This window comes from Bradyrhizobium sp. HKCCYLRH3073 (assembly GCF_051167995.1).
Classification (GTDB): domain Bacteria; phylum Pseudomonadota; class Alphaproteobacteria; order Rhizobiales; family Xanthobacteraceae; genus Bradyrhizobium.
The window spans coordinates 502,827-527,277 of record NZ_JBNPUD010000001.1; the positions used below are offsets into that span (position 1 = coordinate 502,827).

General features: G+C 66.3%; 21 protein-coding genes. 15 read left to right on the forward strand and 6 right to left on the reverse strand.

Annotation, left to right across the window (positions count from 1 at the left end; translation table 11 throughout):
• Positions 1 to 24: 24 nt before the first annotated feature.
• Both ACQR1X_RS02320 and ACQR1X_RS02325 read right to left on the reverse strand, forming a co-directional pair.
• The gene (locus ACQR1X_RS02320) at positions 25 to 3,570 is read right to left on the reverse strand and encodes a molybdopterin cofactor-binding domain-containing protein (protein WP_434898251.1); all 3,546 of its coding nucleotides are present in this window, start codon (positions 3,568 to 3,570) and stop codon (positions 25 to 27) included.
• On the reverse strand, positions 3,570 to 4,052 hold the full coding sequence (locus tag ACQR1X_RS02325; protein ID WP_434898252.1) for a (2Fe-2S)-binding protein: 483 nt from the start codon (positions 4,050 to 4,052) through the stop codon (positions 3,570 to 3,572). The genes ACQR1X_RS02320 and ACQR1X_RS02325 overlap by 1 nt, the downstream gene beginning before the upstream one ends.
• A 285-nt stretch (positions 4,053 to 4,337) precedes the next feature.
• On the opposite strand from ACQR1X_RS02325, the gene ACQR1X_RS02330 reads away from it, so the two are divergent.
• The 8 genes from ACQR1X_RS02330 to ACQR1X_RS02365 all read left to right on the forward strand — a co-directional run bounded on the left by ACQR1X_RS02330 (position 4,338) and on the right by ACQR1X_RS02365 (position 12,614).
• On the forward strand, positions 4,338 to 5,789 hold the full coding sequence (locus ACQR1X_RS02330; RefSeq protein ID WP_316178321.1) for a 6-hydroxynicotinate reductase: 1,452 nt from the start codon (positions 4,338 to 4,340) through the stop codon (positions 5,787 to 5,789).
• Complete coding sequence (locus tag ACQR1X_RS02335; protein WP_434898253.1) at positions 5,786 to 6,673, forward strand: UPF0280 family protein; 888 nt, start codon at positions 5,786 to 5,788, stop codon at positions 6,671 to 6,673. Before ACQR1X_RS02330 ends, ACQR1X_RS02335 begins: the two co-directional genes overlap by 4 nt.
• A gap of 39 nt (positions 6,674 to 6,712) precedes the next feature.
• Positions 6,713 to 7,297 (forward strand): amino acid synthesis family protein, encoded by a 585-nt coding sequence (locus ACQR1X_RS02340; RefSeq protein WP_434898254.1) that lies wholly within the window; start codon positions 6,713 to 6,715, stop codon positions 7,295 to 7,297.
• Between the two features lie 27 nt (positions 7,298 to 7,324).
• Positions 7,325 to 8,527, forward strand: a complete 1,203-nt coding sequence (locus ACQR1X_RS02345) for an ABC transporter substrate-binding protein (RefSeq protein WP_316238301.1) — start codon at positions 7,325 to 7,327, stop codon at positions 8,525 to 8,527.
• Between the two features lie 182 nt (positions 8,528 to 8,709).
• A complete protein-coding gene (locus ACQR1X_RS02350) occupies positions 8,710 to 10,596 on the forward strand; it encodes an ABC transporter permease (RefSeq protein ID WP_434895876.1) in 1,887 nt (628 codons plus the stop codon).
• Positions 10,593 to 11,384 (forward strand): ABC transporter ATP-binding protein, encoded by a 792-nt coding sequence (locus ACQR1X_RS02355; protein WP_316217231.1) that lies wholly within the window; start codon positions 10,593 to 10,595, stop codon positions 11,382 to 11,384. Before ACQR1X_RS02350 ends, ACQR1X_RS02355 begins: the two co-directional genes overlap by 4 nt.
• Positions 11,381 to 12,085 (forward strand): ABC transporter ATP-binding protein, encoded by a 705-nt coding sequence (locus ACQR1X_RS02360; RefSeq protein WP_315802286.1) that lies wholly within the window; start codon positions 11,381 to 11,383, stop codon positions 12,083 to 12,085. The genes ACQR1X_RS02355 and ACQR1X_RS02360 overlap by 4 nt, the downstream gene beginning before the upstream one ends.
• Before the next feature lie 13 nt (positions 12,086 to 12,098).
• The gene (locus tag ACQR1X_RS02365) at positions 12,099 to 12,614 is read left to right on the forward strand and encodes a MarR family winged helix-turn-helix transcriptional regulator (RefSeq protein WP_316178332.1); all 516 of its coding nucleotides are present in this window, start codon (positions 12,099 to 12,101) and stop codon (positions 12,612 to 12,614) included.
• Positions 12,615 to 12,970: 356 nt separating this feature from the next.
• On the opposite strand, the gene ACQR1X_RS02370 is transcribed toward ACQR1X_RS02365, so the two are convergent.
• On the reverse strand, positions 12,971 to 14,167 hold the full coding sequence (locus tag ACQR1X_RS02370) for an amidohydrolase family protein (RefSeq protein WP_315802289.1): 1,197 nt from the start codon (positions 14,165 to 14,167) through the stop codon (positions 12,971 to 12,973).
• 330 nt (positions 14,168 to 14,497) lie between these two features.
• Between ACQR1X_RS02370 and ACQR1X_RS02375 the strand changes: the two genes are divergently transcribed.
• From ACQR1X_RS02375 to ACQR1X_RS02385, 3 genes are all read left to right on the forward strand, one after another.
• Positions 14,498 to 15,379, forward strand: coding sequence for an aldose 1-epimerase family protein (locus tag ACQR1X_RS02375; RefSeq protein WP_315802290.1), 882 nt, complete (start codon positions 14,498 to 14,500; stop codon positions 15,377 to 15,379).
• A 317-nt stretch (positions 15,380 to 15,696) separates the two neighbouring features.
• Entirely contained in the window at positions 15,697 to 16,116 is a 420-nt protein-coding gene (locus ACQR1X_RS02380; RefSeq protein ID WP_316178335.1) for a hypothetical protein, read from the forward strand.
• Between the two features lie 192 nt (positions 16,117 to 16,308).
• The gene (locus ACQR1X_RS02385; protein ID WP_434898255.1) at positions 16,309 to 17,130 is read left to right on the forward strand and encodes an aldo/keto reductase; all 822 of its coding nucleotides are present in this window, start codon (positions 16,309 to 16,311) and stop codon (positions 17,128 to 17,130) included.
• 91 nt (positions 17,131 to 17,221) lie between these two features.
• Here ACQR1X_RS02385 and ACQR1X_RS02390 read toward each other — a convergent pair whose 3' ends face one another.
• Complete coding sequence (locus ACQR1X_RS02390) at positions 17,222 to 17,449, reverse strand: hypothetical protein (RefSeq protein ID WP_315802292.1); 228 nt, start codon at positions 17,447 to 17,449, stop codon at positions 17,222 to 17,224.
• Positions 17,450 to 17,593: 144 nt separating this feature from the next.
• Positions 17,594 to 18,040, reverse strand: coding sequence for a hypothetical protein (locus tag ACQR1X_RS02395; protein WP_315802293.1), 447 nt, complete (start codon positions 18,038 to 18,040; stop codon positions 17,594 to 17,596).
• Between the two features lie 175 nt (positions 18,041 to 18,215).
• Here ACQR1X_RS02395 and ACQR1X_RS02400 point away from each other — a divergent pair, with 175 nt between their 5' ends.
• Positions 18,216 to 19,496: an amidohydrolase family protein gene (locus ACQR1X_RS02400; RefSeq protein WP_434839808.1), complete on the forward strand. Its 1,281-nt coding sequence runs from the start codon at positions 18,216 to 18,218 to the stop codon at positions 19,494 to 19,496.
• Positions 19,497 to 19,508: 12 nt separating this feature from the next.
• Here the strand turns inward: ACQR1X_RS02400 and ACQR1X_RS02405 are convergent, their stop codons facing one another.
• Entirely contained in the window at positions 19,509 to 20,747 is a 1,239-nt protein-coding gene (locus tag ACQR1X_RS02405; protein ID WP_316178340.1) for a PLP-dependent aminotransferase family protein, read from the reverse strand.
• A gap of 175 nt (positions 20,748 to 20,922) precedes the next feature.
• On the opposite strand from ACQR1X_RS02405, the gene ribB reads away from it, so the two are divergent.
• The 3 genes from ribB to ACQR1X_RS02420 all read left to right on the forward strand — a co-directional run bounded on the left by ribB (position 20,923) and on the right by ACQR1X_RS02420 (position 24,400).
• Positions 20,923 to 21,999, forward strand: a complete 1,077-nt coding sequence (gene ribB, locus ACQR1X_RS02410) for a 3,4-dihydroxy-2-butanone-4-phosphate synthase (RefSeq protein WP_315802296.1) — start codon at positions 20,923 to 20,925, stop codon at positions 21,997 to 21,999.
• A gap of 64 nt (positions 22,000 to 22,063) precedes the next feature.
• Positions 22,064 to 23,278: an acyl-CoA dehydrogenase gene (locus ACQR1X_RS02415; RefSeq protein WP_315802297.1), complete on the forward strand. Its 1,215-nt coding sequence runs from the start codon at positions 22,064 to 22,066 to the stop codon at positions 23,276 to 23,278.
• Positions 23,279 to 23,485: 207 nt separating this feature from the next.
• On the forward strand, positions 23,486 to 24,400 hold the full coding sequence (locus ACQR1X_RS02420; RefSeq protein ID WP_315802298.1) for an MBL fold metallo-hydrolase: 915 nt from the start codon (positions 23,486 to 23,488) through the stop codon (positions 24,398 to 24,400).
• Positions 24,401 to 24,451 lie beyond the last annotated feature (51 nt).

Consider the following 24,451-nt stretch of genomic DNA (forward strand, 5'->3'; position numbering starts at 1 on the left):
GGCGCGGAAGGAGCATGCTCGGCCTCACTGCACCGCGGCCGACCTGATGCGACCGATGACGGCGTCCACGTCCGTCCAGGCCGGCTTGTCCGGGGCGAATTGCTGACGGAGATAGGAGACGAGTTCGGCAAGCTGGACGTCGCTGAGATGGTCCTTGAACGCCGGCATGTAGCCGAGATCGGACGAGGCCGGCTTCATGATCCCGTGCAGGATCACCTGGATCAGGTTGTCGGGTGTGGCGCTGTGCAGGTTGCTGTTCAGCGCCAGCGAGGGCCGGCTGCCGAACAGCGGCAGGCCGCCGATCTCGTGACAGACCGCGCAGGCGCCGAGATAGAGCCGGGCGGCCGGAGATGCCGCCGAGGTCACCCTGGTGCGCGCCTCCAACTCCGCTGCCGTCGCCTCCAGCTTCGCTGCCTCGGGCGAGGGCGTCTGGAAGGAGGCGAGATAGACCGCCATGGCCCGAATGTCTGCGTCGGGCAGCGTCGCGAGATCCTTCACGATCGGCGCCATCGGACCGGCGGCCACGCCATGGAGGCGCGACTGACCGGAGCGGAGATAGGTGTAGAACTCGTCCTCGGTCCACGGGATCGGGGCAGTCGAGAGCGCGGTCAGCGCGGGGGCTTCCCAGCCCTCCGCGAAGCCGCCAGCCAGATATGCGTTGCGCTGCTCGGCACCGAGCGCATTGCGCGGCGAATGACAGGCGCTGCAATGGCCGAGGCTTTCGACGAGATAGAAGCCGCGATTCCACTGTTCCGATTGGGTTGGATCAGGCCTGAACGGCTGGGTGTCATGAAACAGCGCGTTCCATCCGGCGATCAGCGGCCGCAGGTTGAACGGGAAGCGCAGCGCGTTGTCGGGCGCCTGCTGTCTCACCGGCACCTGTGCCATCAGGTAGGCGTAGAGCGCCTGCAGGTCGGCCTCATCGGTTCGCGCGAAATGGGTGTAGGGAAACGCCGGATAGAGCTGCCGGCCGTCGCGATGCACGCCCTCGCGCATGGCGCGCTCGAAGGCGGGATAGGACCAGGCGCCGATGCCGGTCTCGACGTCGGGCGTGATGTTGGTGCTGAACAGCGTGCCGAACGGCGTCTCCAGCGCACGGCCGCCGGCATTGATCAGGCCGCCATCCGCGGTGTGACAAACCGCGCAATTGCCGAGCGCCGCGAGTGCCTCGCCGCGTGCGATCGTCGCGGCGGAATAGACCGAGGGATCGGGGCGCGTGATCGGCGCGATGGCGCGCCAGGGCAACACGGCGGTGGCGACGCCGATCGCCGCGGCGCAGGCCGCGACGGCGCTGGCGATCACGCCGCCCCGCCTGGCAAAGGGCTTGAGCCATGTCGTCGCCGGTCTTTCGGGGGCGGGCAGCGACTGCGGCGCCGGCGTCTCGACCTGTTCGCCGCGCAGCCCTTTCAGAATGCGCTCCGGCGTGAATGGCGGCTCGCGGAAGCGGACGCCGGTGGCGTCGTAGATCGCATTGGCGATCGCAGCGGCGCTCGGCACGGACGCGGACTCGCCGACGCCGAGCGGCGGCTGATCCGGTCTCGGCAGCATCAGCACGTCGATCTCAGGCAAATCGGGGAAGGTGATGATCGGATACGCACCCCATTCCCGTGCCGCGACCTTGCCGCGCGAAAACGGAATCTCCTCCATCAGCGCCCGGCTGGTGGATTGGATGACGTTGCCTTCGATCTGGTGGCGTACGCCGTCCGGATTGATCATCAGGCCGGAGTCCTGGCCTGCGATGACCCGCGTGACGCTGACGTCGCCGGTCGTCGTATTCACCGCGACATCGGCGATCCACGCCGACCAAGCCGCGCCGTAGCCGGGAAACTTGCTGTGGACGTAGAGCGCATAGGCGAAGCCGCGGCCATGGACGACGCCGTTCTCGGGCGTCTTCTCTTCCCTCACGGGGCGCGGCGTCCAGCCGGCGCGTTCGGCCACGGCGTTCACGAGATCACGCGCGCGCTCGTCCTTCAGATAGCGCAGCCGGTATTCGATCGGGTCGACGCCAGCCTCCGCCGCGAGCTCGTCGATATAGGACTCATGCGCGAAGGTGTTGGGCAGCGCCGAGACGCCGCGGATCCAGGACGCACGCACGATCGGCGGCATGTCATGCGCAGTGACGCGCATGTGGTCGTAGTCGTAAGGCGGGATCGCGGTGCGATCGCCCATCTCGAACACCGCAGGCTCCGGCGCGATGCGGCCGGTCAGCAGCAGCGCCAGCGTCGGCGCGCCGTTCGAGGGATAGCGCGTGGCGAACTCATAGGCCGCAACCGAGCCATCAGCATTGAGGCCGCCATTGACGTCCATCAGCTGTGCGGTGCCCTTGGGCTCCCACAGATGCTCCTGCTCGCGCGACAATTGCACCCGCACCGGACGGCCGACCGCGCGCGATAGCAGCAGCGCATCGGCGGTGACATCGTCGGCGCAGTTGCGGCCATAGCAGCCGGCGGCCTCCAGCCGGATCAGCTCGATGTGATCCTCGGGACAGTCGATCAGCTTGGCGAGATCGCCGCGCAGGATGTGCGGATTCTGCGTGCCGGAATAAATGCGGGTCTGCCCGTCGCGATAGTCGGCCACCGCGCAGGACGGCCCGATCGAGCCGTGCATCTGGTAGGGCCAGAGATAGGTCCGCCGCATCGGCTTGGCGGCGCCGGCGATGGCGGCATCGACATCGCCCTTGTCGAGCAGCCGACGCGGCTCGGACGGATTGGCGCGCAGCGCGTTCTCGACATCGTCGAGGTCGCGCAAGCTCGGCACCGGCTTCCAATTCGCCTGGAGCCGCTCGGCGGCGAGGATCGCGTTCTCCTCGCGCTCGGCGACGACGCCGATGAAGTCGCCGATGACGACGACGTCAACCAGGCCCGGTACGTCGCGCACCGACTCCCTGTCGACGCCAAGAAGGCTGGTGCCGATGAAGGGGCCGGCATCGACACCGGCATAGGGTGGACGCACGACGCGGCCATGCAGCATGCCGGGGACGCGAACGTCATGGACATAAGTGAGTTCACCGGCCGCCTTTGCCGGCAGATCGACGCGCGGCACCGACCGGCCGACGACCTGATAGTCGTTCACTGATTTGACGACGATATCGTCGGCGAGGGCGAGGCGGAACGTCTCATCGCCGATCAGCTCGCCATAGCTGAGGACGCGGTTGTCGGGACCGCGGACCAGTCCGTCCTCGACCCTCAAATCCACAACGTCGAGGTCGAGTTGCGCTGCCGCCCGCGCCAGGAGGAAGGCGCGGGCCTGCGCCGCAGCCTTGCGCAGGGGCACGGCGGTGATCTGAATTGTCTCGCTGGCGATGGTTGCGCCCTGATTCGGCACGACCGCGGTGTCCCCGAGCACGACCACGACACGGGCGAAGGAGACATCCAGCTCTTCCGCGACGATCTGTCCCAGCGCGGTTCGGATGCCGGTGCCGAGATCGACGTGGCCGTTGAAGGCGGAGACCTCGCCTGCGGCCGTGATCCGGATGAAGGTTTCGAACCGGCCATCGTTGCCGGCGATGGGACGTTCGACAACCAGCCAGCCGCGAGGCGTGTCGGCGTCCTTGGTGAGGCGATCGTTCATCAGTCCAGCGCCTCGAGCGTGTGGCCGGCCGCGCGCATCGCCGCGCGGAGGATCTCGACATGGGCACCGCAGCGGCAGAGATTGTAGCGCAGCGCCTGCTTGATCTCGTCGCGTGACGGATCGGGCTTGATCGCCAGCAGCGCCTTGGTCGTCATGATCATGCCGTTGAGGCAGTAGCCGCATTGCGCGGCCTGCTCGGCGATGAAGGCCTGCTGCACCGGATCGGGCGCCTCGCGCGAGCCCAGCCCTTCAAGCGTGGTGACGTCGCGGCCGATGCAGCCTTCCACCGGAATGACGCAGGAGCGGGCGGCACGGCCGTCGATCAGCACGGTGCAGGCGCCGCATTCACCGAGGCCGCAGCCGTATTTCGGACCGTTCAGAGCGAGGTCGTTGCGCAGCACATGAAGCAGGGGCGTGTGCGGCGCGGCCGCAACGTCATGCGCCCGTCCGTTCACGGTCAGCCGAATCGTTGCTGGCGTCATGCCCTTCTGCCGTCCGCTGTGCTATCGTTAACGAGGATGCGATGGTGATCGCTCCGAGCGTATCGTTTGTGTACTAACATGCAAGTGCCACGTTTTGCGCTGCAGCGTGTGCACGATTTGTCGTCATTGTGCAGGGCAAACTGATCGTTTATCCGGCAATCGTGCTTTTCGTTCGCGGTGGCGCTTGACAGTCGGCGGAGGGGCGCGACATCATTCGTATACGAACGAATTGCCGCGGCGTGCGGACGGTTGCCGTCAACTCCGCTTCAAGATGGGCTTCTCTGCATGGTGACTGAGACGGCGAGCGAAGGTGCAGGGGACAAGATCCGCTGCGATGCCTGTCCGGTGATGTGCTACATCAAGCCGGGCGCGGCTGGCGCCTGCGACCGCTATGCCAATCAGGACGGTGTGCTGGTGCGCGTCGATCCGCATATCCTGCTGGAGCGCACGGTGTCGCATGGCGGCAAGCTGGTGCCGTTCCAGGCGAGCGGCGACTGGGACGGCAAGATCGTGCATCAGCCGGAGCTGTTCGTTACCGCGATCGGCGCCGGCACCACCTATCCCGACTACAAGCCCGCGCCGTTCATCGTGTCCTCGCAGGTCGAGGGCGTCGACATGGTCACGGTCGTGACCGAGGGCATCTTCAGCTATTGCGGCGTCAAGGTGAAGATCGACACCGATCGCTATCTCGGCCCGGAAGCGGCGACGGTGCGGGTCGACGGCGAAGCGGTCGGTCACGTCACGACCAGCGAATACGGCTCGCAGATGCTCTCGCTCGGCGGCGTGCATCATCTCACCGGCGGCTCCAAGAAGGAGGGGCGCGTCACCTGCGACGCGCTGATGGACCTCAGCAACCGCAAGGCCGTCGAGCTCGTCGTCGACGGCGGCTCCAGCGTGATCGTGCAGGCGGGGCAGCCGCCTGTTGTCAACGGCGTCAAGGAAGAGCGCATGCGCGTCGGCTGCGGCTCGGCCACGATCGGCATGTTCGCCAAGCAATGGCAGGGCAAGGTCGACGAGGTCGTCGTGGTCGATGATCACATCACCGGCGTGCTGTCGGAGCACCAGGCCGGCAAGCTGCTCGACATTGCCGCGACCGGCATCAAGATGAAGGGACGGCGCTCCACGCCGGGCCGCTACTTCCAGGTGGCGCAGCCCGGAACCGGCTGGGGCGGCACCGACATCTCCGATCCGCTGTCGATTCTCGGGCCGTTCGATGCGAAGACCGCGAAGCCTGGCACGACGCTGCTGATGGTGTCCACGACGGGCGAACATGCCGCCTACTACGTGCTCGACGAGTCGCTCAAGCCGGTGCAGCGTGAGATGCCGCCGGAGCTGCAGTTCTCGGTCGAGCGCATCCAGGAGAACTGCGAGCCGGCACTGTGCACCGTGCTGTTCATGGCCGGTGCCGGCGGCTCGCTGCGCGCGGGCGTCACCGACAATCCGGTGCGGCTGACGCGGTCGGTCAAGGATACGCTGACGCGGGTCACGAGCGGCGGTGCGCCGGTCTATGTCTGGCCGGGCGGCGGCATCACCTACATGGTCGACGTGACCCAGATGCCGGCCGGCGCCTTCGGCTATGTGCCGACGCCGGCGATCGTCGCACCGATCGAGTTCACGTTGAGGCTATCGGACTACGCGGCGCTCGGTGGGCACATGGACTACGTCCAGCCGCTCACGTCGCTCAAGGATGTCAGCAAGGACATTCGTCAGCTGCCGTGGCCGAGGCCGGGCGCATGACCCGGCGGCCACAGATCGCCTTGTTGCCCGAGCGGCGGCTGCATCTGCAGGACGGCCCGATCGATCTGATCATCGGCGCCGACGCCGCCGATGGCGATGTTCGCGCGGCCTATCGTGCGGCGGCCGAGCGTTTCACGGGTCTCTTGGACGAGCTGTGTGCGGAACTGTCCGATCTGCGCAAGGGAGCCGATCACGATCGCTGCCCATTGAAAGGCGTCGTTGCGCGGCGGATGCATGCGGCCGTGTCGCCGTTCGCGCGCGAGATGTTCATCACGCCGATGGCCGCGGTCGCGGGCAGCGTCGCCGAGGAGATTCTCGGCGCCATGCGCGGCGCGGCGAAGCTGACGCGGGCCTATGTCAACAATGGCGGTGACATCGCACTCCATCTGCGGGATGCCGCCACGTTCAGCGTCGGGCTGATGGACCGTCCCGACGGCGCAGGCGTGATGCGCAGGATGACGCTTCGTGCTGCCGATGCGATCGGCGGCGTCGCCACATCGGGCCGCCACGGCCGCAGCTTCTCGCTGGGCATTGCCGACGCGGTGACGGTGCTCGCGCGCAGCGCGGCGCAGGCCGATGCGGCGGCGACGGTGATCGGCAACGCCGTTGACCTTCCGGGTCATCCGGCCGTGCTTCGCCGACCCGCCTGCGAGCTGCAGCCGGACAGCGATCTCGGTGACCGCCTCGTCACATGCGAGGTCGGAGATCTCGGTGATGCCGAGATTGCCCAAGCGCTGGCCGTGGGCGAGCATCGTGCGCAGTCGCTGCTCTCGGCCGGCCTGATCGAAGGCGCCGTACTGCAGCTCCGCGGCAACATTCGCGTTGTCGGTCCGCGCGCGATCGAGATCGTTCGTCGGCCGCAGTTGCGGGCGGCGGCGGCGTGAGGTTTGATGCATGATGTGCAGGAACACGAAGGGTCGACGATGAGCGCCGTCATCAGAAAGATCGTGACCGTGGTCGAGGAAGTCCATCAGGAGATGGGCCGGACCGTGTCGCCGCCGACGCGGCGCGCGGCGGCAGTGGCGGTGATCGAGAATCCGTTTGCCGGCCGCTATGTCGAGGACCTCACGCCGCTGATCGCGATCGGCGAGGAGCTCGGCGAGATGCTCGCCAAGCGCGCCGTGGCCGCGCTCGGCATCGAGGGGCCGGCGGCGCACAGCTACGGCAAGGCCGCGGCCGTCGGCAGCGACGGCGAGCTGGAGCATGCCGCCGCGATCCTGCATCCGAAAATGGGCGCGCCGGTGCGCAAGGTGCTCGGCAAGGGCGCGGCGCTGATCCCGTCATCGAAAAAGCGCGGCGGCGTCGGTTGCACGCTCGACATCCCGCTCGGGCACAAGGACGCCGCGTTCGTGCGCAGCCATTTCGACGGCATGGAGGTGCAGATCGACGACGCGCCACGCGCCAACGAGATCATGGTCGCGCTCGCGGTCACCGACAGCGGGCGTCCCTTGCCAAGGGTCGGCGGGCTCACGGTCGCCGAGATCAAGGGCGACGACGGTCTAAGATAATTCAAATCAAAATTGGAGGCTGAAGGGATGCGACGGAGAACGATGCTTGCGGCAGGCCTGGGCCTTGCCGTTGCCGGATTGACGGGCACGGCGCGTGCCGAGGACGTCATCAAGATCGGCGAGATCAACAGCTACTCGCTGTTGCCGGCGTTTACCGAGCCCTACCGCAAGGGCTGGCAGCTCGCGGTCGAGGAGGTCAATGCGGCCGGCGGCATCAACGGCAAGAAGCTCGTCGTCGTCTCCAAGGACGACAGCGGCAAGCCGGCCGACGCGCAGACCGCTGCCAATGAGCTGGTGTCGAGCGAGAACGTGGCGATGCTCGCCGGCACGTTCCTGTCGAACATCGGTCTGGCCGTCAGCGACTTCGCCAACCAAAAGAAGGTGTTCTTCCTGGCGGCCGAGCCGCTGACCGACGCCATCACCTGGGCCAAGGGCAACAAATACACCTTCCGCCTTCGTCCGTCGAACTACATGCAGGCGGCAATGCTGGTGGAGGAGGCCGCGAAGCTTCCCGCCAAGCGCTGGGCCACGATCGCGCCGAACTACGAATACGGCCAGTCGGCCGTCGCCGTGTTCAAGAAGCTGCTCTCCGAGAAGCGCCCGGACATCCAGTGGGTCGACGAGCAGTGGCCGCCGCAGGGCAAGATCGACGCCGGTCCGGTGGTGCAGGCCGTCGCCGCCGCCAACCCGGAGGCGATCCTCAACGTCACCTTCGGCGCCGATCTCGTCAAGCTGGTCCGCGAAGGCAACACCCGCGGCCTGTTCAAGGACCGCAAGGTCGTCAGCTTCCTGACGGGCGAGCCGGAATATCTCGATCCGCTCAAGGAGGAGACGCCCGAGGGCTGGATCGTCACCGGCTATCCCTGGTATTCGATCAAGACGCCCGAGCACGACGCGTTCCTGAAGGCCTACCAGGCCAAGTACAACGACTATCCGCGGCTCGGCTCGATCGTCGGCTACCAGACCATCAAGTCGGCGGCCGCCATCCTCGCCAAGGCCGGCTCGACCGATACCGACAAGCTGATCGCCGCGGCCGAGGGACTGTCCGTTCCGTCGCCCTTCGGCGAGATCACCTTCCGCAAGATCGACCACCAGTCGACGCTCGGCGCTTATGTTGGCAAGACCGCGCTGAAGGACGGCAAGGGCATCATGGTCGACACCGTCTATCGCAAGGGCTCGGACTATCTGCCTGATGATGCCGAAGTTTCCAAGCTCCGTCCGAAGGACTGAGTGAGGTCTTCCTGCCTCCTCCTCCCGCGGAGGAGAGCGGGCGGGGTGAGGGCGCGCGACGCCTGATCTACAGGTTCAGGCCGAGATCCCTCACCCCACGCTTGCTCGCCGGCTCATTGACAGGGCACACGAGCTCGAACGCGGCTCATTCGATACAGACGATCTCCTGACGCGGACCGCCCATGGCCTTCTATTTCGTCCAGTTCCTGACCGGCCTTGCCAGCGCAGCCTCGCTGTTCCTGGTGGCGTCGGGACTGTCGATCATCTTCGGCGTGACCCGCATCGTCAATTTCGCCCATGGCGCGTTCTACATGCTCGGCGCCTATGTGGCGTTCTCGCTCACGGAGCGGCTGTCTGGCTCGCTCGGCTTCTGGGGCGGCATCGTCGTGGCGGCGCTCGCGGTCGCGGCCATCGGCGTCCTCGTCGAGATCGTGCTGCTGCGCCGGATCTATCACGCGCCGGAGCTGTTCCAGCTGCTCGCGACCTTCGGCCTGACCCTGATGGTCGAAGATCTCGTGGTGCTGATCTGGGGACCGGACGATCTGGTCGGCCGCCGTGCACCTGGCCTCAAGGGGGCGGTCGACTTCTTCGGTCAGAACATCCCGAGCTACGACCTGTTCCTGATCGCGCTCGGTCCGATCGTGCTCGGGGTGCTGTGGCTGCTGTTCCAGCGCACCCGCTGGGGCATTCTGGTGCGGGCGGCGACGCAGGACCGCGACATGGTCGCGGCGCTCGGCGTCAATCAGAAATGGCTGTTCACCTCGGTGTTCGCGGTCGGCGTCTTCCTCGCCGCGCTCGGCGGCGCGCTGCAGATCCCGCGCGACGCGGTCCATCACGCGATGGACCTGCGCATCATCGTCGAGGTGTTCGTGGTCGTCGTGATCGGCGGCCTCGGCAGCATCCTCGGCGCGTTCGTTGCCGCCGTGCTGGTGTCGGAGCTCAATGCTTTCGGCATTCTCATCTTCCCCACGATCTCGCTGATCCTCGTGTTCCTGGTGATGGCCGTCGTGCTGGTCGTGCGGCCCTGGGGCCTGTTCGGCAAGAAGGAGGCGCCGGCGCGCCGCACGCCGGGCCTGACCGTCATTCCGTGGCGCCCGCTGAGCTCGGTCGAGCGGCTGGCCTCTCTCGTCGCGCTGGCGCTGGCGGCGATGCTGCCCTTCATCGCCGGCAACTACGCGCTGACCGTCGGCGCCGAGATCGCGATCTTCGTGATCTTCGCGGCGTCCCTGCATTTCCTGATGGCGGTCGGCGGCCTCGCCTCCTTCGGCCACGCTGCCTATTTCGGTTTGGGCGCTTACGGCGTTGCCTTCCTTGCCAAGATGGCGGGACTGCCGATGATCGCCTGCCTCTTGCTGGGGCCGCTGCTCGGCGCGCTCGGTGCGGCCGTGTTCGGCGCCTTCGCCGTCCAGCTTTCCGGCGTGTATTTCGCGATGCTCACCTTGGCCTTTGCGCAAATCGTGTGGTCGATCGCGTTCCAATGGGTCGCGGTCACCGGTGGTGATAACGGCATTCTCGGGCTCTGGCCGGAGAAATGGGCGGCGTCGCCGTCGCATTTCTACTGGCTCGCGCTTGGCGTCTCCGCCTTCGTTGTCGGCGTGCTGCGCCTGATCACCTTCTCGCCGTTCGGCTATGCCCTGCGCGGCATGCGGGACTCGCCGTTGCGCAGCGAGTCCATCGGCATCAACGGCAAGCGCATCCAGTGGACGGCCTTCATCATCGCCGGCACCACGGCCGGCATCGGCGGCGCCCTGTTCGCCTATCTCAAGGGCAGCGTGTTTCCGGACAACATGGGCATCTCGCTCTCGGTCGATGCGCTGGTCATGGTGCTGCTGGGCGGCGTGGAGACGGTGCCCGGCGCGATCTTCGGCGCCATCGTCTACAAGGCGCTCAACATCTGGCTGGTCAGCCAGACCGACTGGTCGAAGCTCGTGCTCGGCATCTTCATCGTGCTGATCGTGGTGGTGTTCCCGAAAGGTATCGTGGGTGTGGTCGAAACCGTCATGCATCGGCGTCGCGCACCGGCCCCCAAGGGCGCTTCGCTGTCGGCCAAGATGGAGGGCGCGCAATGAGCCCAGGCGTGTCGCTGCTCTCGGTCGAAGGCCTGTCGAAATCCTATGGCGGTATTCACGCCGTCCGCAACGTGTCGTTCACGCTGCGGGCCGGCGAGATCCTGGCGCTGATCGGCCCGAACGGCGCGGGGAAAAGCACCTGCTTCGACATGCTCAACGGCCAGAACGTGCCGGACAGCGGCCGCATCACGGTGATGGGGCAGGAGACCACGGGGCACAGGCCGCGCGAGGTCTGGCGGCTCGGGGTCGGCCGCACCTTCCAGATCACCGCGACCTATCCGACCATGACCGTGCGCGAGAACATCCAGGTCGCCCTGGTCTCGCATCATCACCGTCTGTTCGATTTCTGGAGCCCGATGATTTCAATCGAGCGCGGCGAGGCCGATCGCCTGCTCGATCTCGTCGGCATGGCCGGCTATGCCGAGCGTCCGTGCGGCGAGCTCGCCTATGGCGACCTCAAGCGGCTGGAGCTCGCGATCGCGCTGGCCAACCAACCGAAGCTCCTGCTGATGGACGAGCCGACCGCCGGCATGGCGCCGCGCGAGCGTGTCGAGCTGATGCGGCTGACGGCTGGAATCGCGCGCGAGCAGTCGATCGGCGTCCTTTTCACGGAGCACGACATGGACGTGGTGTTCGAGCATGCGGACCGCATTCTCGTGCTCAATCGCGGCAGCCTCATTGCCGAGGGATCGCCAGCCGAGGTGCGCGCCAACCGGGAGGTGCAGGCGATCTATCTCGGCGAAGGCCTGCTCTATGATGCCGATCATCGCGAGGGAGCGCCGGCATGAAGCTGTCCGTCGCCAATCTCAACAGCCACTATGGTCCGGCGCATATCCTGTTCGACATCGGCCTCGAGGTCGGCGAGGGCGAGGTGGTGGCGCTGCTCGGGCGCAACGGCGCCGGCAAGTCGACGACCTTCCGGTCGATCGTCGGCCTGGTCGAGCTGCGCGAGGGCCAGATCATGTTCGAGGGGCAGGACATCTCGTCGGCGCCCACCCATGAGATCGTCCGCGCCGGCCTCGGCTACGTTCCGGAGGAGCGCCGCATCTTCACCGAGCTGACGGTGGAGGAAAACCTGGAGGTCGGGCGGCAGAAGCCGCGGCCGAATGCGCCGCAATGGACACGTGAGAAACTCTATCAGTTGTTTCCCAATCTCGGCGAGATGAAGAACCGCCCGGGCGGCCGCATGAGCGGCGGCGAACAGCAGATGCTCACCATCGCCCGTACACTGATGGGCAATCCGTCGCTGGTGCTGCTCGACGAGCCCTCGGAAGGCCTGTCGCCGAAGATCGTCGAGCAGATGGTCGATGCGATCCTGACCATGAAGAAGGAAGGCGTCTCGCTGGTCGTCTCCGAGCAGAACCTGCATTTCGCCAAGCTGATCTCGGACCGCGCCTACATCATCGAGCGCGGCCGCATCTGCTTCTCCGGCACCATGACCGAGCTCGACGCGCGGCCCGACATCCGCGACGCGCATCTGTCGATCTGAGGCGAGGGAAGATATGGCCAAGAGTCCCCCGCCGAAGCGATCGGCGAAAGCCACGACGAAGACTGCGCCGAGGCCGCAGGCAAAGCCCGCTGCGAAGGCCACGGCCAAGGCGGCGAAATCAAACTACGTGCTCGACGATCAGATCGGTTTCATCCTGCGCCAGGTCTGGCAGCGCCACACCATGATCTTCGCCCGCGACATCGGCAGCAACCTGACGCCGACGCAATGGGCGGCCATGTCGAAGCTGGTCGAGACCGGACCGTGCTCGCAGAACCAGCTGGGACGGTTCACGGCGATGGACGTCGCGACGATCAAGGGCGTGATCGACCGGCTGACCGCACGCGGTCTCACCGAGACCAGCTCGGATCCGCAGGATGGCCGCCGGCTACTGGTGAGCCTGACCCGCGCGGGTCAGCAGCTCGCGGAGAAGACCGCGCCGCTGGCGCTCGCGATCTCCAAGGAGACCTTGGCGCCGCTGGATGCGAGAGAGCGCGAGAGCTTGCTGTCGCTGCTGAGCCGGCTGAAATAGCTGTTGCAAACCGCCCGCGTAGGGTGGGCAAAGCGAAGCGTGCCCACCATTCTCACCGAGAGCGCATCTGCACATGATGGGCACGCGCCGCCTGGCGGCGTCGCTTTGCCCACCCTACTTGTTTGCTCAGTCGCTATGAGCGCAGCCCGATACAGCACCCTCTCCCCTTGCGGGAGAGGGCATCTCCGGTCCATCCACATTCGCGATTGGGTGAGGGGTATCTCTCGGCGAGCGAGACTCGCGGAGAGATACCCCTCACCCGACCGAGATTTCTGCTCCGTCCTGCATGCCCTCTCCCGCAAGGGGAGAGGGCGCATTCACGAGCACTGCGGTCGCAATGACGAAGCTTGTGGCAACTACTTCGCCACGATCTCCGGAATTTTCGTCGCCGGCGGCGTGTTGCGGCTGCGCTGGGTGCGGACGATGCCGTCGATGATGGTCATCCCGATGCCGGGGAGGTCGCCGAGCTGGACGCTGTCGAGCAGGGTCTTGGCCGGCGAGTGCTGCGCCTTGTCCATGATGACGAAGTCGGCGGAGCGGCCGACCTCGATCAGGCCGCAATCGAGCTCGCGCATCCGCGCGGTGTTGCCGGTGGCGAAGCAGAACGCGATCTCGGCCGGGACATCGCCGAGCGAGGACAAGAGCGAGACCATGCGCAGGATCCCGAGCGGCTGCACGCCGGAGCCGGCCGGCGCGTCGGTGCCGAGGATGACGCGGTGGAGATCGTTCATCTCGCGCGCGGTGCGCAAGGTGAACAGCGCCGAGCGCTCGTTGCCGTTGTGCACCAGCTCGAGCCCCGCCTTGCAGCCCTCGCAGATGCAGCGGATCTGATCGTCGGGCAGCGCGGTGTGGCCGCCATTGATGTGTCCGATGACGTCGGTGCCGGCCTCCAGCACGACGTCCTTGTCGATCAGGCCGGAGCCGGGGATCGACGGACCGCCGGTGTGAATGGTGCTCTGGATGCCGTATTTGCGCGCCCAGCCGACCATCTTGCGCGCGGTCGGGCCGTCCTTGACGCCGCCGAGGCCGACCTCGCCGAGCAGCTTGACGCCGGCGGCGGCGAGCTCCTTGAAGTCGTCCTCGACCATCTCGCATTCGATCACCGGCGCGCCGGCATGCACCTTCACGCCGCCGGGACGGAGCGTCCAGAATGCGCGCTGCGCGAAGATCGCCATCGCCTTCAGGCCGACGACGTCGCGCGGCCGGCCGGGCATGTGCACCTCGCCGGCGGAGATCATCGTGGTGACGCCACCATGCAGATAGGAATCGATCCAGTTGCTCTGGTTCTGCCGCGGCGTCCAGTCGCCGGCGACCGGATGAACATGGCTGTCGATCAGGCCCGGCGCCACCGTCGTGCCATGGGCATCGACGATGGTCGTCGCGCCTTCGGTGTCGACGTCCTTGAAGCGGCCGATTCCCGTGATCTTGCCGTTCTCGGCGACGATCGTGTCAGCATCCAGGATGGGCCGTTCCAGGGCGCCGGACAGCATGAGGCCGATGTTGCGAATGACCAGCTTGCTGGGACCGGTTGCTTGCGGCGCGTCATGGGCCATCGGGATATCCTTCTCTCCTGGCAAAGCATTTGCGGCAGTTTGCGCCTGCACGCGGCGCAGCATCAAGCCGGTTTCGGTCATTCGTACACGAATGATCAAGTCCGGCAAGCGGCGGCCTGCACGAAGATTTGGCGCGTGTTGCCTACCCTTCAGACACCGCGCGGGCCCTATGAACGCGGCGATATCCTCGGCTTCGGCCGCGTGTTCGACATCCCCGTCCCCTGTGCTTGTGGCGGTGGTCTCCGCGCTGGTGATGAACCGCACCCTGGACGTTGCTGCTGCGATCCGGCATCACCTCGTGTGATCTCTTTGCGACGAGGGTGACGGCAGATGAGCGACGACCTTCACACGATCGGCGCGGGCGGCATCACCGCCTCGGTCAAGGCTGATGGCGCCGAGCTGTGCTCGCTGAAGACGGCCGGGGGCCTGGAGTTGCTCTGGCAGGCCGGAGGCGCCTGGCCGCGCCATGCGCCATGGCTGTTTCCAATCGTCGGCCGACTCAAGAATGACCAGCTCCACCACCGCGGCCAGACCTATCCGATGACCCAGCACGGCTTCGCCCGCGACCTGCGTTTCACCTGGCTGGAGCGCGGGGCCGAGTCGTGCGTGTTGCAACTGACCGACGACGAGACGACGCGGGTGCGCTATCCGTTCGCCTTCCGTCTCACGGTGAGCTACCGGATCGCCGTTGACGCGCTGGACGTGGCGGTCGAGATCGCCAACCCCGGTGCGGAGATGCTGCCCGCCTCGTTCGGCGGCCATCCCGCCTTCAACTGGCCGCTGCTCCCCGGCCAGCCGAAGGAGAGCTATCGGCTGATTTTTGCAGAGCCTGAGCTGGCGCCGATCCGCCGTCTGACCGGCGGTTTGCTGCGCGAGCGGCCGGAGCCCTCACCGATCGAGGGGCGCGTTCTCCCGTTGAGCGAACGCCTGTTCGACGATGATGCCGTGATCCTCGATCAGCCGGCCAGCCGTTCGGTTCGCCTCGTCGGAACCAGGGGACCGGCGCTTGAGTTAGCCTGGGATAATTTTCGTCAGCTTGGAATCTGGTCGAAGCCCGGCGGCGTGCCGTTCCTGTGCATCGAGCCGTGGCGCGGTTTCGCTAGTCCGCTCAATTTCGACGGCGAGTTCGCGGCCAAGCCCGGCGTCATGCATATCGCGCCGGGCGTCGCCGAGAGGCTACGCTGCCGCATCAGAATCGATTCCTCGAATTAGTATGACTTATCTCGCGAGCGCCCGTTTGCGTGCACAGCGGTAACCGTGATCAGCAGTTTTGGGCCTGGAAATGACGGCGCCGTGACCTACATGAGAGACGAGCGCGGAACTTTGGCTATGATGCGTCGAACGACCGGCGGTTGGCGGGCGCTTTCTCCGAACTGATAACGGTCGATCATCGAACATGATGCGTGGCGCGAACTCAGGCGCTCGCAGCCGGTTCTTGCAGCCGTGCGCCTTTGCCGTCAGCGGGCGCGCGGAGATCTCATGGCAGGGGCACGCGTAAGTGGCGTTACGCGGGGGAACGGGAGGATGGGATGGTGTTGAGAGCTGTTGTCGGCGCGATTACATGCGCCGTGTTGCTCGCAGCGACCGATGCTGTGGCAGGGGCCTATCAGCCGGGTGACTTCCTCAAGCTCGATTTATCGAAGGCCGTGTTGTCGCCGGAGCCGCTCGGCCCCGAGGCGCATTTCGAACCCGTGCCCATCGAAGCCAAAACAGATCGACCTGCGGTCGCCGTCCGTTCTGCTGTTGACCCCGACGTCAGTTCCGGAATCCCGCGCGCCGTCGCCACCCGGCGGCCTCATGGTACGAGGACGGCCGAGCGGCCCCGCGGCGCCGCCCGCACCAAGCTCGTCCATCGGCGCGGCAATCCGCTCGACGCGCAGGCGATGGATACGCGCATTCAGACCTGGCCGTGCCGGCCTGGCAGCGGCGGCATCTGCAACTGGCGCTGATCGGCGGGTCTACCCGCGCGCCTGTTGCGTCCAGGAACCTCGCTCCCGACATCTTGATCGAGGTGGATGCCGGCTTGCTTGAACTCGCAAGCGGAGCGAAGGCAAGCTGAGCACTTCCCGCCAAGGTCTTGATGTTTCGAGGCTGCCGCCGGCGCTCGCTGGCGAGCGGCTCGCGCGATTCCAGGAGATTTCATGAACGCCATCGACACCCAGGGTATCCGCCTGCCCAAGCTCGGGCTCGGCACCTTTCGCATGCAGGGCACCGTCTGCCGCGAGGCCGTCGAGAGCGCGCTTGCGCTCGGGTACCGCCACATCGACACCGCCGAGATGTACGCCAACGAGGACGCGATCGGTGCTGCACTTGCGGCGACCAATCTGCCGCGCGCCGAATTGCATGTCACCACCAAGGTCTGGCCGGAGAACCTCGCGCCGGATGCGATCCGCCGTGCCTTCGACACGAGCCTCAAGAAGCTCCGGCTGGAGTTCGTCGATCTCTATCTCATCCACTGGCCGGCCAAGGGGATGAACCTGCCCGCCGCCCTGGAGACGCTGCTGAAGCTGAAGGAGGAGGGGCGCACGCGCGCGATCGGCGTCGCCAACTTCACCGTCGCGCTGCTGAAGCAGGCGGTCGAGGAGATCCAGGCACCTGTCGCCTGCAATCAGGTCGAATATCATGTGATGCTCGACCAGTCGAAGCTGATGGCCTACATGGCGGGCCGCTCGATTCCCCTGTTGGCCTATTGCCCGCTGGCGCAGGGACGGGCCGCCGCCGACGAGACGCTTGGGGCCATCGGCAGGAAGCATGGCGCCAGCGCCGCCCAGGTCGCGCTGAAATGGCTGTTGGACCAGGATGGGGTGGCGGCGATCCCCAAGGCAGCGCGCCCGGAAAGTCAGCGTGCGAACTGGGATGCGATGAAGCTTCAACTCGACGATGAGGATCGCGCCACCATCGCGTCCCTCCCGAAGGACAAGCGCTTCGTCAATCCGGCCTTTGCGCCGGACTGGGACCGCTGACGACCACGCGAAGCCCTGCAAGAACGGGCGTCAGAACGAACGCCACAGAAAATGGCCCCTTGCGGGGCCATTGCTGTGTCGAAGTTGCAGATCAGTCGCGCCGGATGATCACGGTGCGATCGTGATGGCGGTGGAAGGGCCGGACATAACGGTGAGGCCGGTACTCACGATGCATGCGGTATTCGGCGCGGGACCGATCCCAGCCGTGGTGGTAGTGATGGCCGCCACGCTTGATGACCACGGTCTCGGCATTGGCGATCGACGGTGCCGCGAGCGCGACGACCGCCAGGGAAGCGAGTGCGAGAGCGATTTTCTTCATGTTGTCCTCCAGAATGAAAGTGCGGGATCAACTTGAAGTGTGAAAGAACGTTCCGCAGGAACTTCCACGAAGTTGCTGAATGCACGTTCAGATTTGGTCTTCAAGCTCGCGGGCGAATCGCGGCGCCCCCTCGAGCCCGCCGCGTCAGTCGCATTTCCTGAGCGCTGGCGTCGGCTTGCCGTTGGCAACGAAGCGGCCGTCACGAATGGTGTAGCTGTCGTCCTCGCCGCGATTGAACACGGAGCGGATGTTGCCGTCGGCGGTCCGGGTGATCCCGTTCTCTCGCGTCTGGCGCGCTTTGGGCAGCACGATCGAGAGCACCAGCGTCTGGTCCGCCTCGACGCGTGCGCTCGCCACCTGGTTGACGTCGGACGGATCGTGGTCACGACGATAGATCAGGTGACGATCGTCAGTGACTTCGTAGGAGATGATGGCGCCGCGGCCCTTGACCGGCGGTGCGCTGCAGTCGGCGGCCCAGGTTCCGATCAGGCCCCAGGTCCGGGCGACCTCGACGGTGTCGTCGGCCCGGGCGGCAGACGCTGATGATGCGCAGAGGACGATTGCGATGAGAGGGCGGGAGATCGAAATCATGCGGTCTCGCGGGGATGACTGCCGTGACATCTTAATGCACTGCGTCAACGGCGCAACGACAGACCTGCGCCGAGATCGTTGGCACAAAGTCTCATTCTTTCCGGGCCGGCCTTGATGGCGAGGGGGACAAGGCGCATGCTCCCCGCAACTACAAACAAGCGTGGGGAGGCTGACCATGTCTGCGCTGTCGCGCCGCAAATTCCTGCTGTCGTCCGGAGCGGCCGCCATGGCCGCGCTATCGGGTCCCGCCGGCGCCGCGATGGGGCCGGCCGACAAGTTCGATCTGGTGATCAAGGGCGGCGACGTGATCGATCCCAGCCAGTCGCTCCGAGGCAGGCGCGACATCGGGATCCGCTGGGGCGTCGTCGAAGCGGTCGAGCCCGAGATACCGGCCGAGCGGGCGCTGCGGTCGATCGACGCCAACGGCCGGCTGGTGACGCCGGGCCTGATCGATCTCCACAGTCACGTCTACCCCTATGGTTCGGCGATCGGGATTCCCCCGGACGAACTGGTGCAATTCCAGGGCACCACGACGGTCGTCTCGGCCGGCGACGCCGGTGTGAACAATCTGGCGGCGCTGCGCCGCTTCATCACCGCCCAGTCGCGGGCACGCATCTACGCCTTCGTCCACATCGCCAACAACGGCCTGTCGGCGTTCCCCGTGGCCGAGCTCTACAACATCGACAACGCGCAGGTCGACGCCTGCGCCATGGCGCTGGCGGAGAACCCGGACTTCCTGCTCGGGGTCAAGGTGCGGATGTCGGAGAACGTGATCTTCAAGCACGGGATCGAACCGCTGAAGCGTGCCATCAAGGCCTGCGAGCTGTGCGGCTGGCCGGCGCGGATGATGGTGCATATCGGTGGCGTCGAGACCGGCGAGCTGATGTCACAGATCCTGGACCTGCTGCGCCCCGGCGACATCCTGACCCATGCCTATTCCGGCGCGCCGAATATGGGCGGCGCCTTCACCAACATCGTCCAGGACGGCAAGCTGCTGCCCGCGGCGCTCGCCGCCAAGCAGCGCGGCGTGCTGTTCGATGTCGGCCACGGCGGCGGCAGCTTCGATTTCACCGTGGCCGAAGTCGCAATCCCCGGCGGCTGCGGCCCGGACACGATCTCCTCCGACATCCATGTGTTCTCCGGCAACAGTCCGGGCATGCCGTTCCTGCCCAACGTGATGGCGAAATTCATCGCGATGGGATTTTCGTTGGAGCAGGTGGTGAGCATGGCCACCTCTGTGCCGGCCAAGATCATCAACCGTGCGCCGAAGATCGGCACGTTGCAGGTCGGCGCGCCGGCCGACGTTGCAATCATGGACCTGGTCGAGGGTCCCGTCAGCTTCGTCGATACCCGCGGCAACAAGCGCGACGGCAAGCTGCAGCTCAAGCCGGTGCAGACGGTGATCAATGGCGTGCCGTTCGGGCGGCCCTATCAGTCGCCCTTTTCGGTGCGGTGAGCGGCGCGCAAATCACTCGATCGCGCGCGTCCGCTCCACATTGGACGAGCGGAGCGGCACGCCGAACTCCTCCCGGCAGACATCGGCGAGCACTGCGATGCCCTCGCGGATCTCCTGATGCGAGGGGCTGGCGAAGCACAGCCGCAGGCGGCTCCGCGCATGCGCGGCGTCGGTGGACCATTCCGGTCCCGGATTGATCGAGACGCCGCGTTTGAGCGCTGCCTGTGACAGCTTCATCGCGTCAACCTGGTCCGGCAGCTTGACCCAGAGGAAGATCCCGCCCTTGGGTGGCGCGAACTCGGCGGAGGTGCCGAACTCCGCGTTGAGCGCCTCGATCAGGGTGTCCAGCTTGGCGCGCAGGCCCCGCACCAACTGCGGCACGTGGGTCGCGAAATGCGGCCTGCAATATTCCGCCAGCACCATCTGTTCCAGCGCGCCCGAGCCGGCATCGGTCTTGAGGGCCAGCAGCACCGACATGATCTCCCAGGGCGCGACCAGGAAGCCGACCCGCAGCGCGGGTGCGACCGATTTCGAGAACGAGCCGAGGTGGATCACGCCGCCATGATCGGACATGCCGTGGATCGCACGGGGCCGTTTGCCCTCCCAGATCAGGTCGGCGTAGCAGTCGTCCTCGAACACCGGCACGCCATAGGCGCGCGACAGCCACAGCAGCTCGGCACGGCGGCTTTCCGGCATGATGGTGCCGGTCGGGTTCTGCACCGTCGGAATGGTATAGATGTATTTCGGCCGGATGCCGCGATCCTTCAGATCGGCCAGCACCGTCGCCAGCGCATCGGTTCGCATGCCGTCCTGGTCGAGCGGGATGCCGATGACCTTGACGCCCAGTCGTGCCAGCCGCGCCAGCGTGCCCTGGTAATTGTCCTGCTCGACCAGCACGGTGTCGCCGCGCGTCAGCAGCGCCTGGTTGACGAGGTCGAGGCCCTGCAGCGAGCCGGACAGGATCATGATGTCGTCGGCGCGCGCCGACATGCCCGCGTCGCGCGTCAGCTTGGCGGCAAGAAAGTCCCGCAGCGGCCGGTAGCCTTGAGGCCCGTGCGCGAGGCCGTAGGTGGCGAGCGCGCGTCCCTCGCGGGCGAGCACGGCGTCGGCAGCCGCGCGCAAGCCCTCCACGGGCACGGCGTCGGCGTCGTTGTTGCCACCGACGAAGCTGTATTTTGCGAGTCCCGTCCAGCGCGCGGCCGGCGCGGGCAGGCCGGGGCTGAGGAGGGGTGCAAAATCGAATGCGGCCATGAGGCGCGGCTCCCTTGTTCTCGATTTGAGGCGACTTTAAACAGATACCAGGGCGCTTGTCCTGGCAGGGCAGGTCCTTTTCCCGGGGAAGGCGACCTTCGAGCGGCGGTTCCGCCGCTCTGGCGCGCGCCTGCGATCCCGGCTAAAGCAGCCCGGAAAAGCAGCGAGACTTGCAATGGCCGACTCGATCCAGGAAGTTCTGTACGCCTTCGCCAAGGGCGAGATGGTCGTCGTGACCGATGACGACGACCGCGAGGGCGAGGGCGATCTCATTGTCGCCGCCTCGCTCTGCACGCCCGACAAGATGGCGTTCATCATTCGCCATACCTCCGGCATCGTCTGCGCGCCGATCACGGCCGACGACGCGCGGCGGCTGCGGCTCGACCCGATGGTCGCGCACAATGATTCAAATCACACCACGGCGTTCACCGTCTCGATCGACTACAAGCCGGACGGTGGCACCGGAATCTCGGCCGAGGAGCGTGCCTCCTGCTGTCGCGCGCTCGCCAATCCCAATGCCGGCGCCAATGATTTTGCGCGGCCCGGCCATATCTTCCCGCTGATCGCGCGCGACGGCGGCGTGCTGCTGCGCTCGGGCCACACCGAGGCGGCGGTCGATCTCTGCAAGCTCTCGGGGCTGCCGCCGGTCGGCGTCATCTCCGAGTTGATGAACGATGACGGCACGGTCATGAAGGGCGAGCAGGTCGTTCGTTTCGCCGCGGCCCACAATCTCAAGCATGTCACCATCGCCGATCTCATCTCCTACCGGCAGGCGCGCGAGAAGCTGATCGAGCGGGTGTCGACTTTCACGACCGACAGCCCGATCGGGCCGCTGCAGGGCTTCGCCTACCGCTCGCCGTTCGATCCGATCACCCACGCCGCGTTCGTCTACAACGGCATCGGCGACGGCAAGAACGTGCTGACGCGGCTGCACAAGCCCAACATCGTGAAGGATCTGATCGCAGGCCCGCAGCGTATCCAGGCGGTGCTGCAGCACTTCAAGCAGGCCGGTCGCGGCGTGCTGATCTATCTGCGCGACGGCGCGGCCGGCGTTCCCGTCGAGCCGGTCGAAGAGCCGCATACCGCGGAGGCCGATCGCCATCGGCAGTGGCGCGAGGTCGGCGTCGGTGCGCAGATCCTGCGTGATCTCGGCGTGACCTCGATCCGGAACCTGACGTCGTCAGCGCATGACTACAAGGGCCTGTCGGGTTTCGGCATCGAGATCGTCGCCAACGAGCGGCTTGAAGGCTGAACTTCCAGGATTTAACCTCTAGACTGCTGCGACCCGTGCGCAGCGAGACGCGAAAGGACCATTCATGAGCGCGCGCCCTCAGGCAAAGGACAAGCCGGCCCAGTCGAGCTTCCAGTGGGACGATCCCTTCCTGCTGGACGAGCAGTTGACCGAGGACGAGCGCATGGTGCGTGACACCGCGCGCGCCTATGCCCAGGACAAGCTGCTGCCGCGCGTGACCAAGGCCTATCTCGACGAGAAGACCGATCGCGAGATCTTCAACGAGATGGGCGAGCTCGGCCTGATCGGCATCACCTTGCCGGAGGAATATGGCTGCGCCAATGCGAGCTACGTCGCCTATGGCCTCGTGGCACGCGAGATCGAGCGCGTCGATTCCGGCTACCGCTCGATGAACTCGGTGCAGTCCTCGCTGGTGATGTATCCGATCTACGCCTATGGCGACGAGAGCCAGCGCAAGAAGTACCTGCCGAAGCTCGCCAGCGGCGAATGGGTCGGCTGTTTCGGCCTCACCGAGCCGGATGCCGGCTCCGATCCGGCTGGCATGAAGACCCGCGCCGAGAAGGTCGCCGACGGCTACCGCCTGACCGGCAGCAAGATGTGGATCTCGAACGCGCCGATCGCCGACGTGTTCGTGGTGTGGGCGAAGTCGGCCGCGCATGACAACCAGATCCGTGGCTTCATCCTCGAGAAGGGCATGAAGGGGCTGTCGGCGCCGAAGATCGGCGGCAAGCTCTCGTTGCGTGCCTCGATCACCGGCGAGGTCGTGATGGACGGCGTGGTGGTGCCGGAGAGCGCGCTGCTGCCCAACGTGTCCGGCCTGAAAGGGCCGTTCGGCTGCCTCAATCGCGCCCGCTACGGCATCTCCTGGGGCGTGCTCGGCGCCGCCGAGGACTGCATGCATCGCGCCCGCCAGTACACGCTGGACCGCAAGCAGTTCGGCCGTCCGCTGGCCGCCACGCAACTGGTGCAGAAGAAGCTTGCGGACATGGAGACGGAGATCGCGCTTGGCTTGCAGGCAAGCTTGCGCGTCGGCCGGCTGATGGACGAGGGCAAGATGGCCCCGGAGATGATCTCGATCGTCAAGCGCAACAATTGCGGCAAGGCGCTCGACATCGCCCGCGTCGCGCGCGACATGCACGGCGGCAACGGCATTTCGATCGAGTATCAGGTGATGCGCCACGTCGCCAACCTCGAGACGGTCAATACCTACGAGGGCACGCACGACGTCCACGCGCTGATCCTCGGCCGCGCCATCACCGGCATCCAGGCGTTCTTCTAGTCAGGCGTTCTTCTAATTCGCCTGGTCGATCTTGGGGACGGGCCCTGAGTCCTCAACTGTCATCGTCCGCGCAAGCGGACGATCCAGTATGCCGAGACGAGAGTGATCAGCCGATATGCCAGGGCGTACCGGATGCCCCGCCTGCGCGGGGCATGACGCCGGAGGAAGCGGGCCATTCAAGCGCCCGCGCAGAGTTAAGGGCAGCAGATGGCCGAGGAAGACGTCCCATTCAACCGCAACTTCCCGCTTGCAGCTGGAGTCGTCGAGGAGGTGCGTCCGGGCATTCGCCGCGTCCTCTGCAACAATCCGAGCCCGTTCACCTTCACCGGTACCGTCAGCTACATCGTGGGCACCGGTAACGTCGCGATCATCGATCCGGGTCCGGACAACGAGGCCCATGCGCAGGCGCTGCTCGATGCCGTCAGAGGCGAGACCGTCACGCACATCCTGGTGACGCACACCCACCGCGATCACTCGCCGAACACCGGCCGGCTCAAGGCCGCGACCGGCGCCACCGTCTATGCCGAGGGCCCGCATCGCGCGTCGCGGCCGCGCTACGAGAGCGAGAAGCACAGCCCGGAATCCGGCGTCGATCGGGACTTCGCGCCCGATGTCACCGTTGCCGATGGTGACGTGATCGAGGGGCAGGGCTGGCAGCTCGAGGCGCTGGCGACACCCGGTCATACCGCCAACCATCTCGCCTTCGCCTGGGGCGCGCGTAGCACCACCTTCGTCGGCGATCACGTGATGGGCTGGGCCACCTCGATCGTGGCGCCGCCCGACGGTTCGATGGTCGACTACATGGCTTCGCTGGAGCGGCTCGCCGCGCGGCCCGAGGAGCTGTATTTCTCAGGCCACGGACCGGAAATTCCGGAGGGACCGCGCTACACGCGCTTCCTGATGCGCCATCGCCAGGCGCGCGAAGCCTCGATCCTGCATCGCCTCGCCAAGGGCGAGGCCGACATCCCGACCATGGTGCGCGCGATCTATATCGGCATCGATCCGCGGCTCACCACGGCGGCCGGCTATTCCGTGCTGGCGCATCTGGAAGACCTCGTCGCCCGCGGCGTGGTCGCGACGGAAGGCGATCCGGTGATCGGCGGGACGTATCGGCTGGTATAGCGAACAGGGAGGAGCGAATAGCAAGCAGGGCAAGAGCGCGAGCGGGGACCG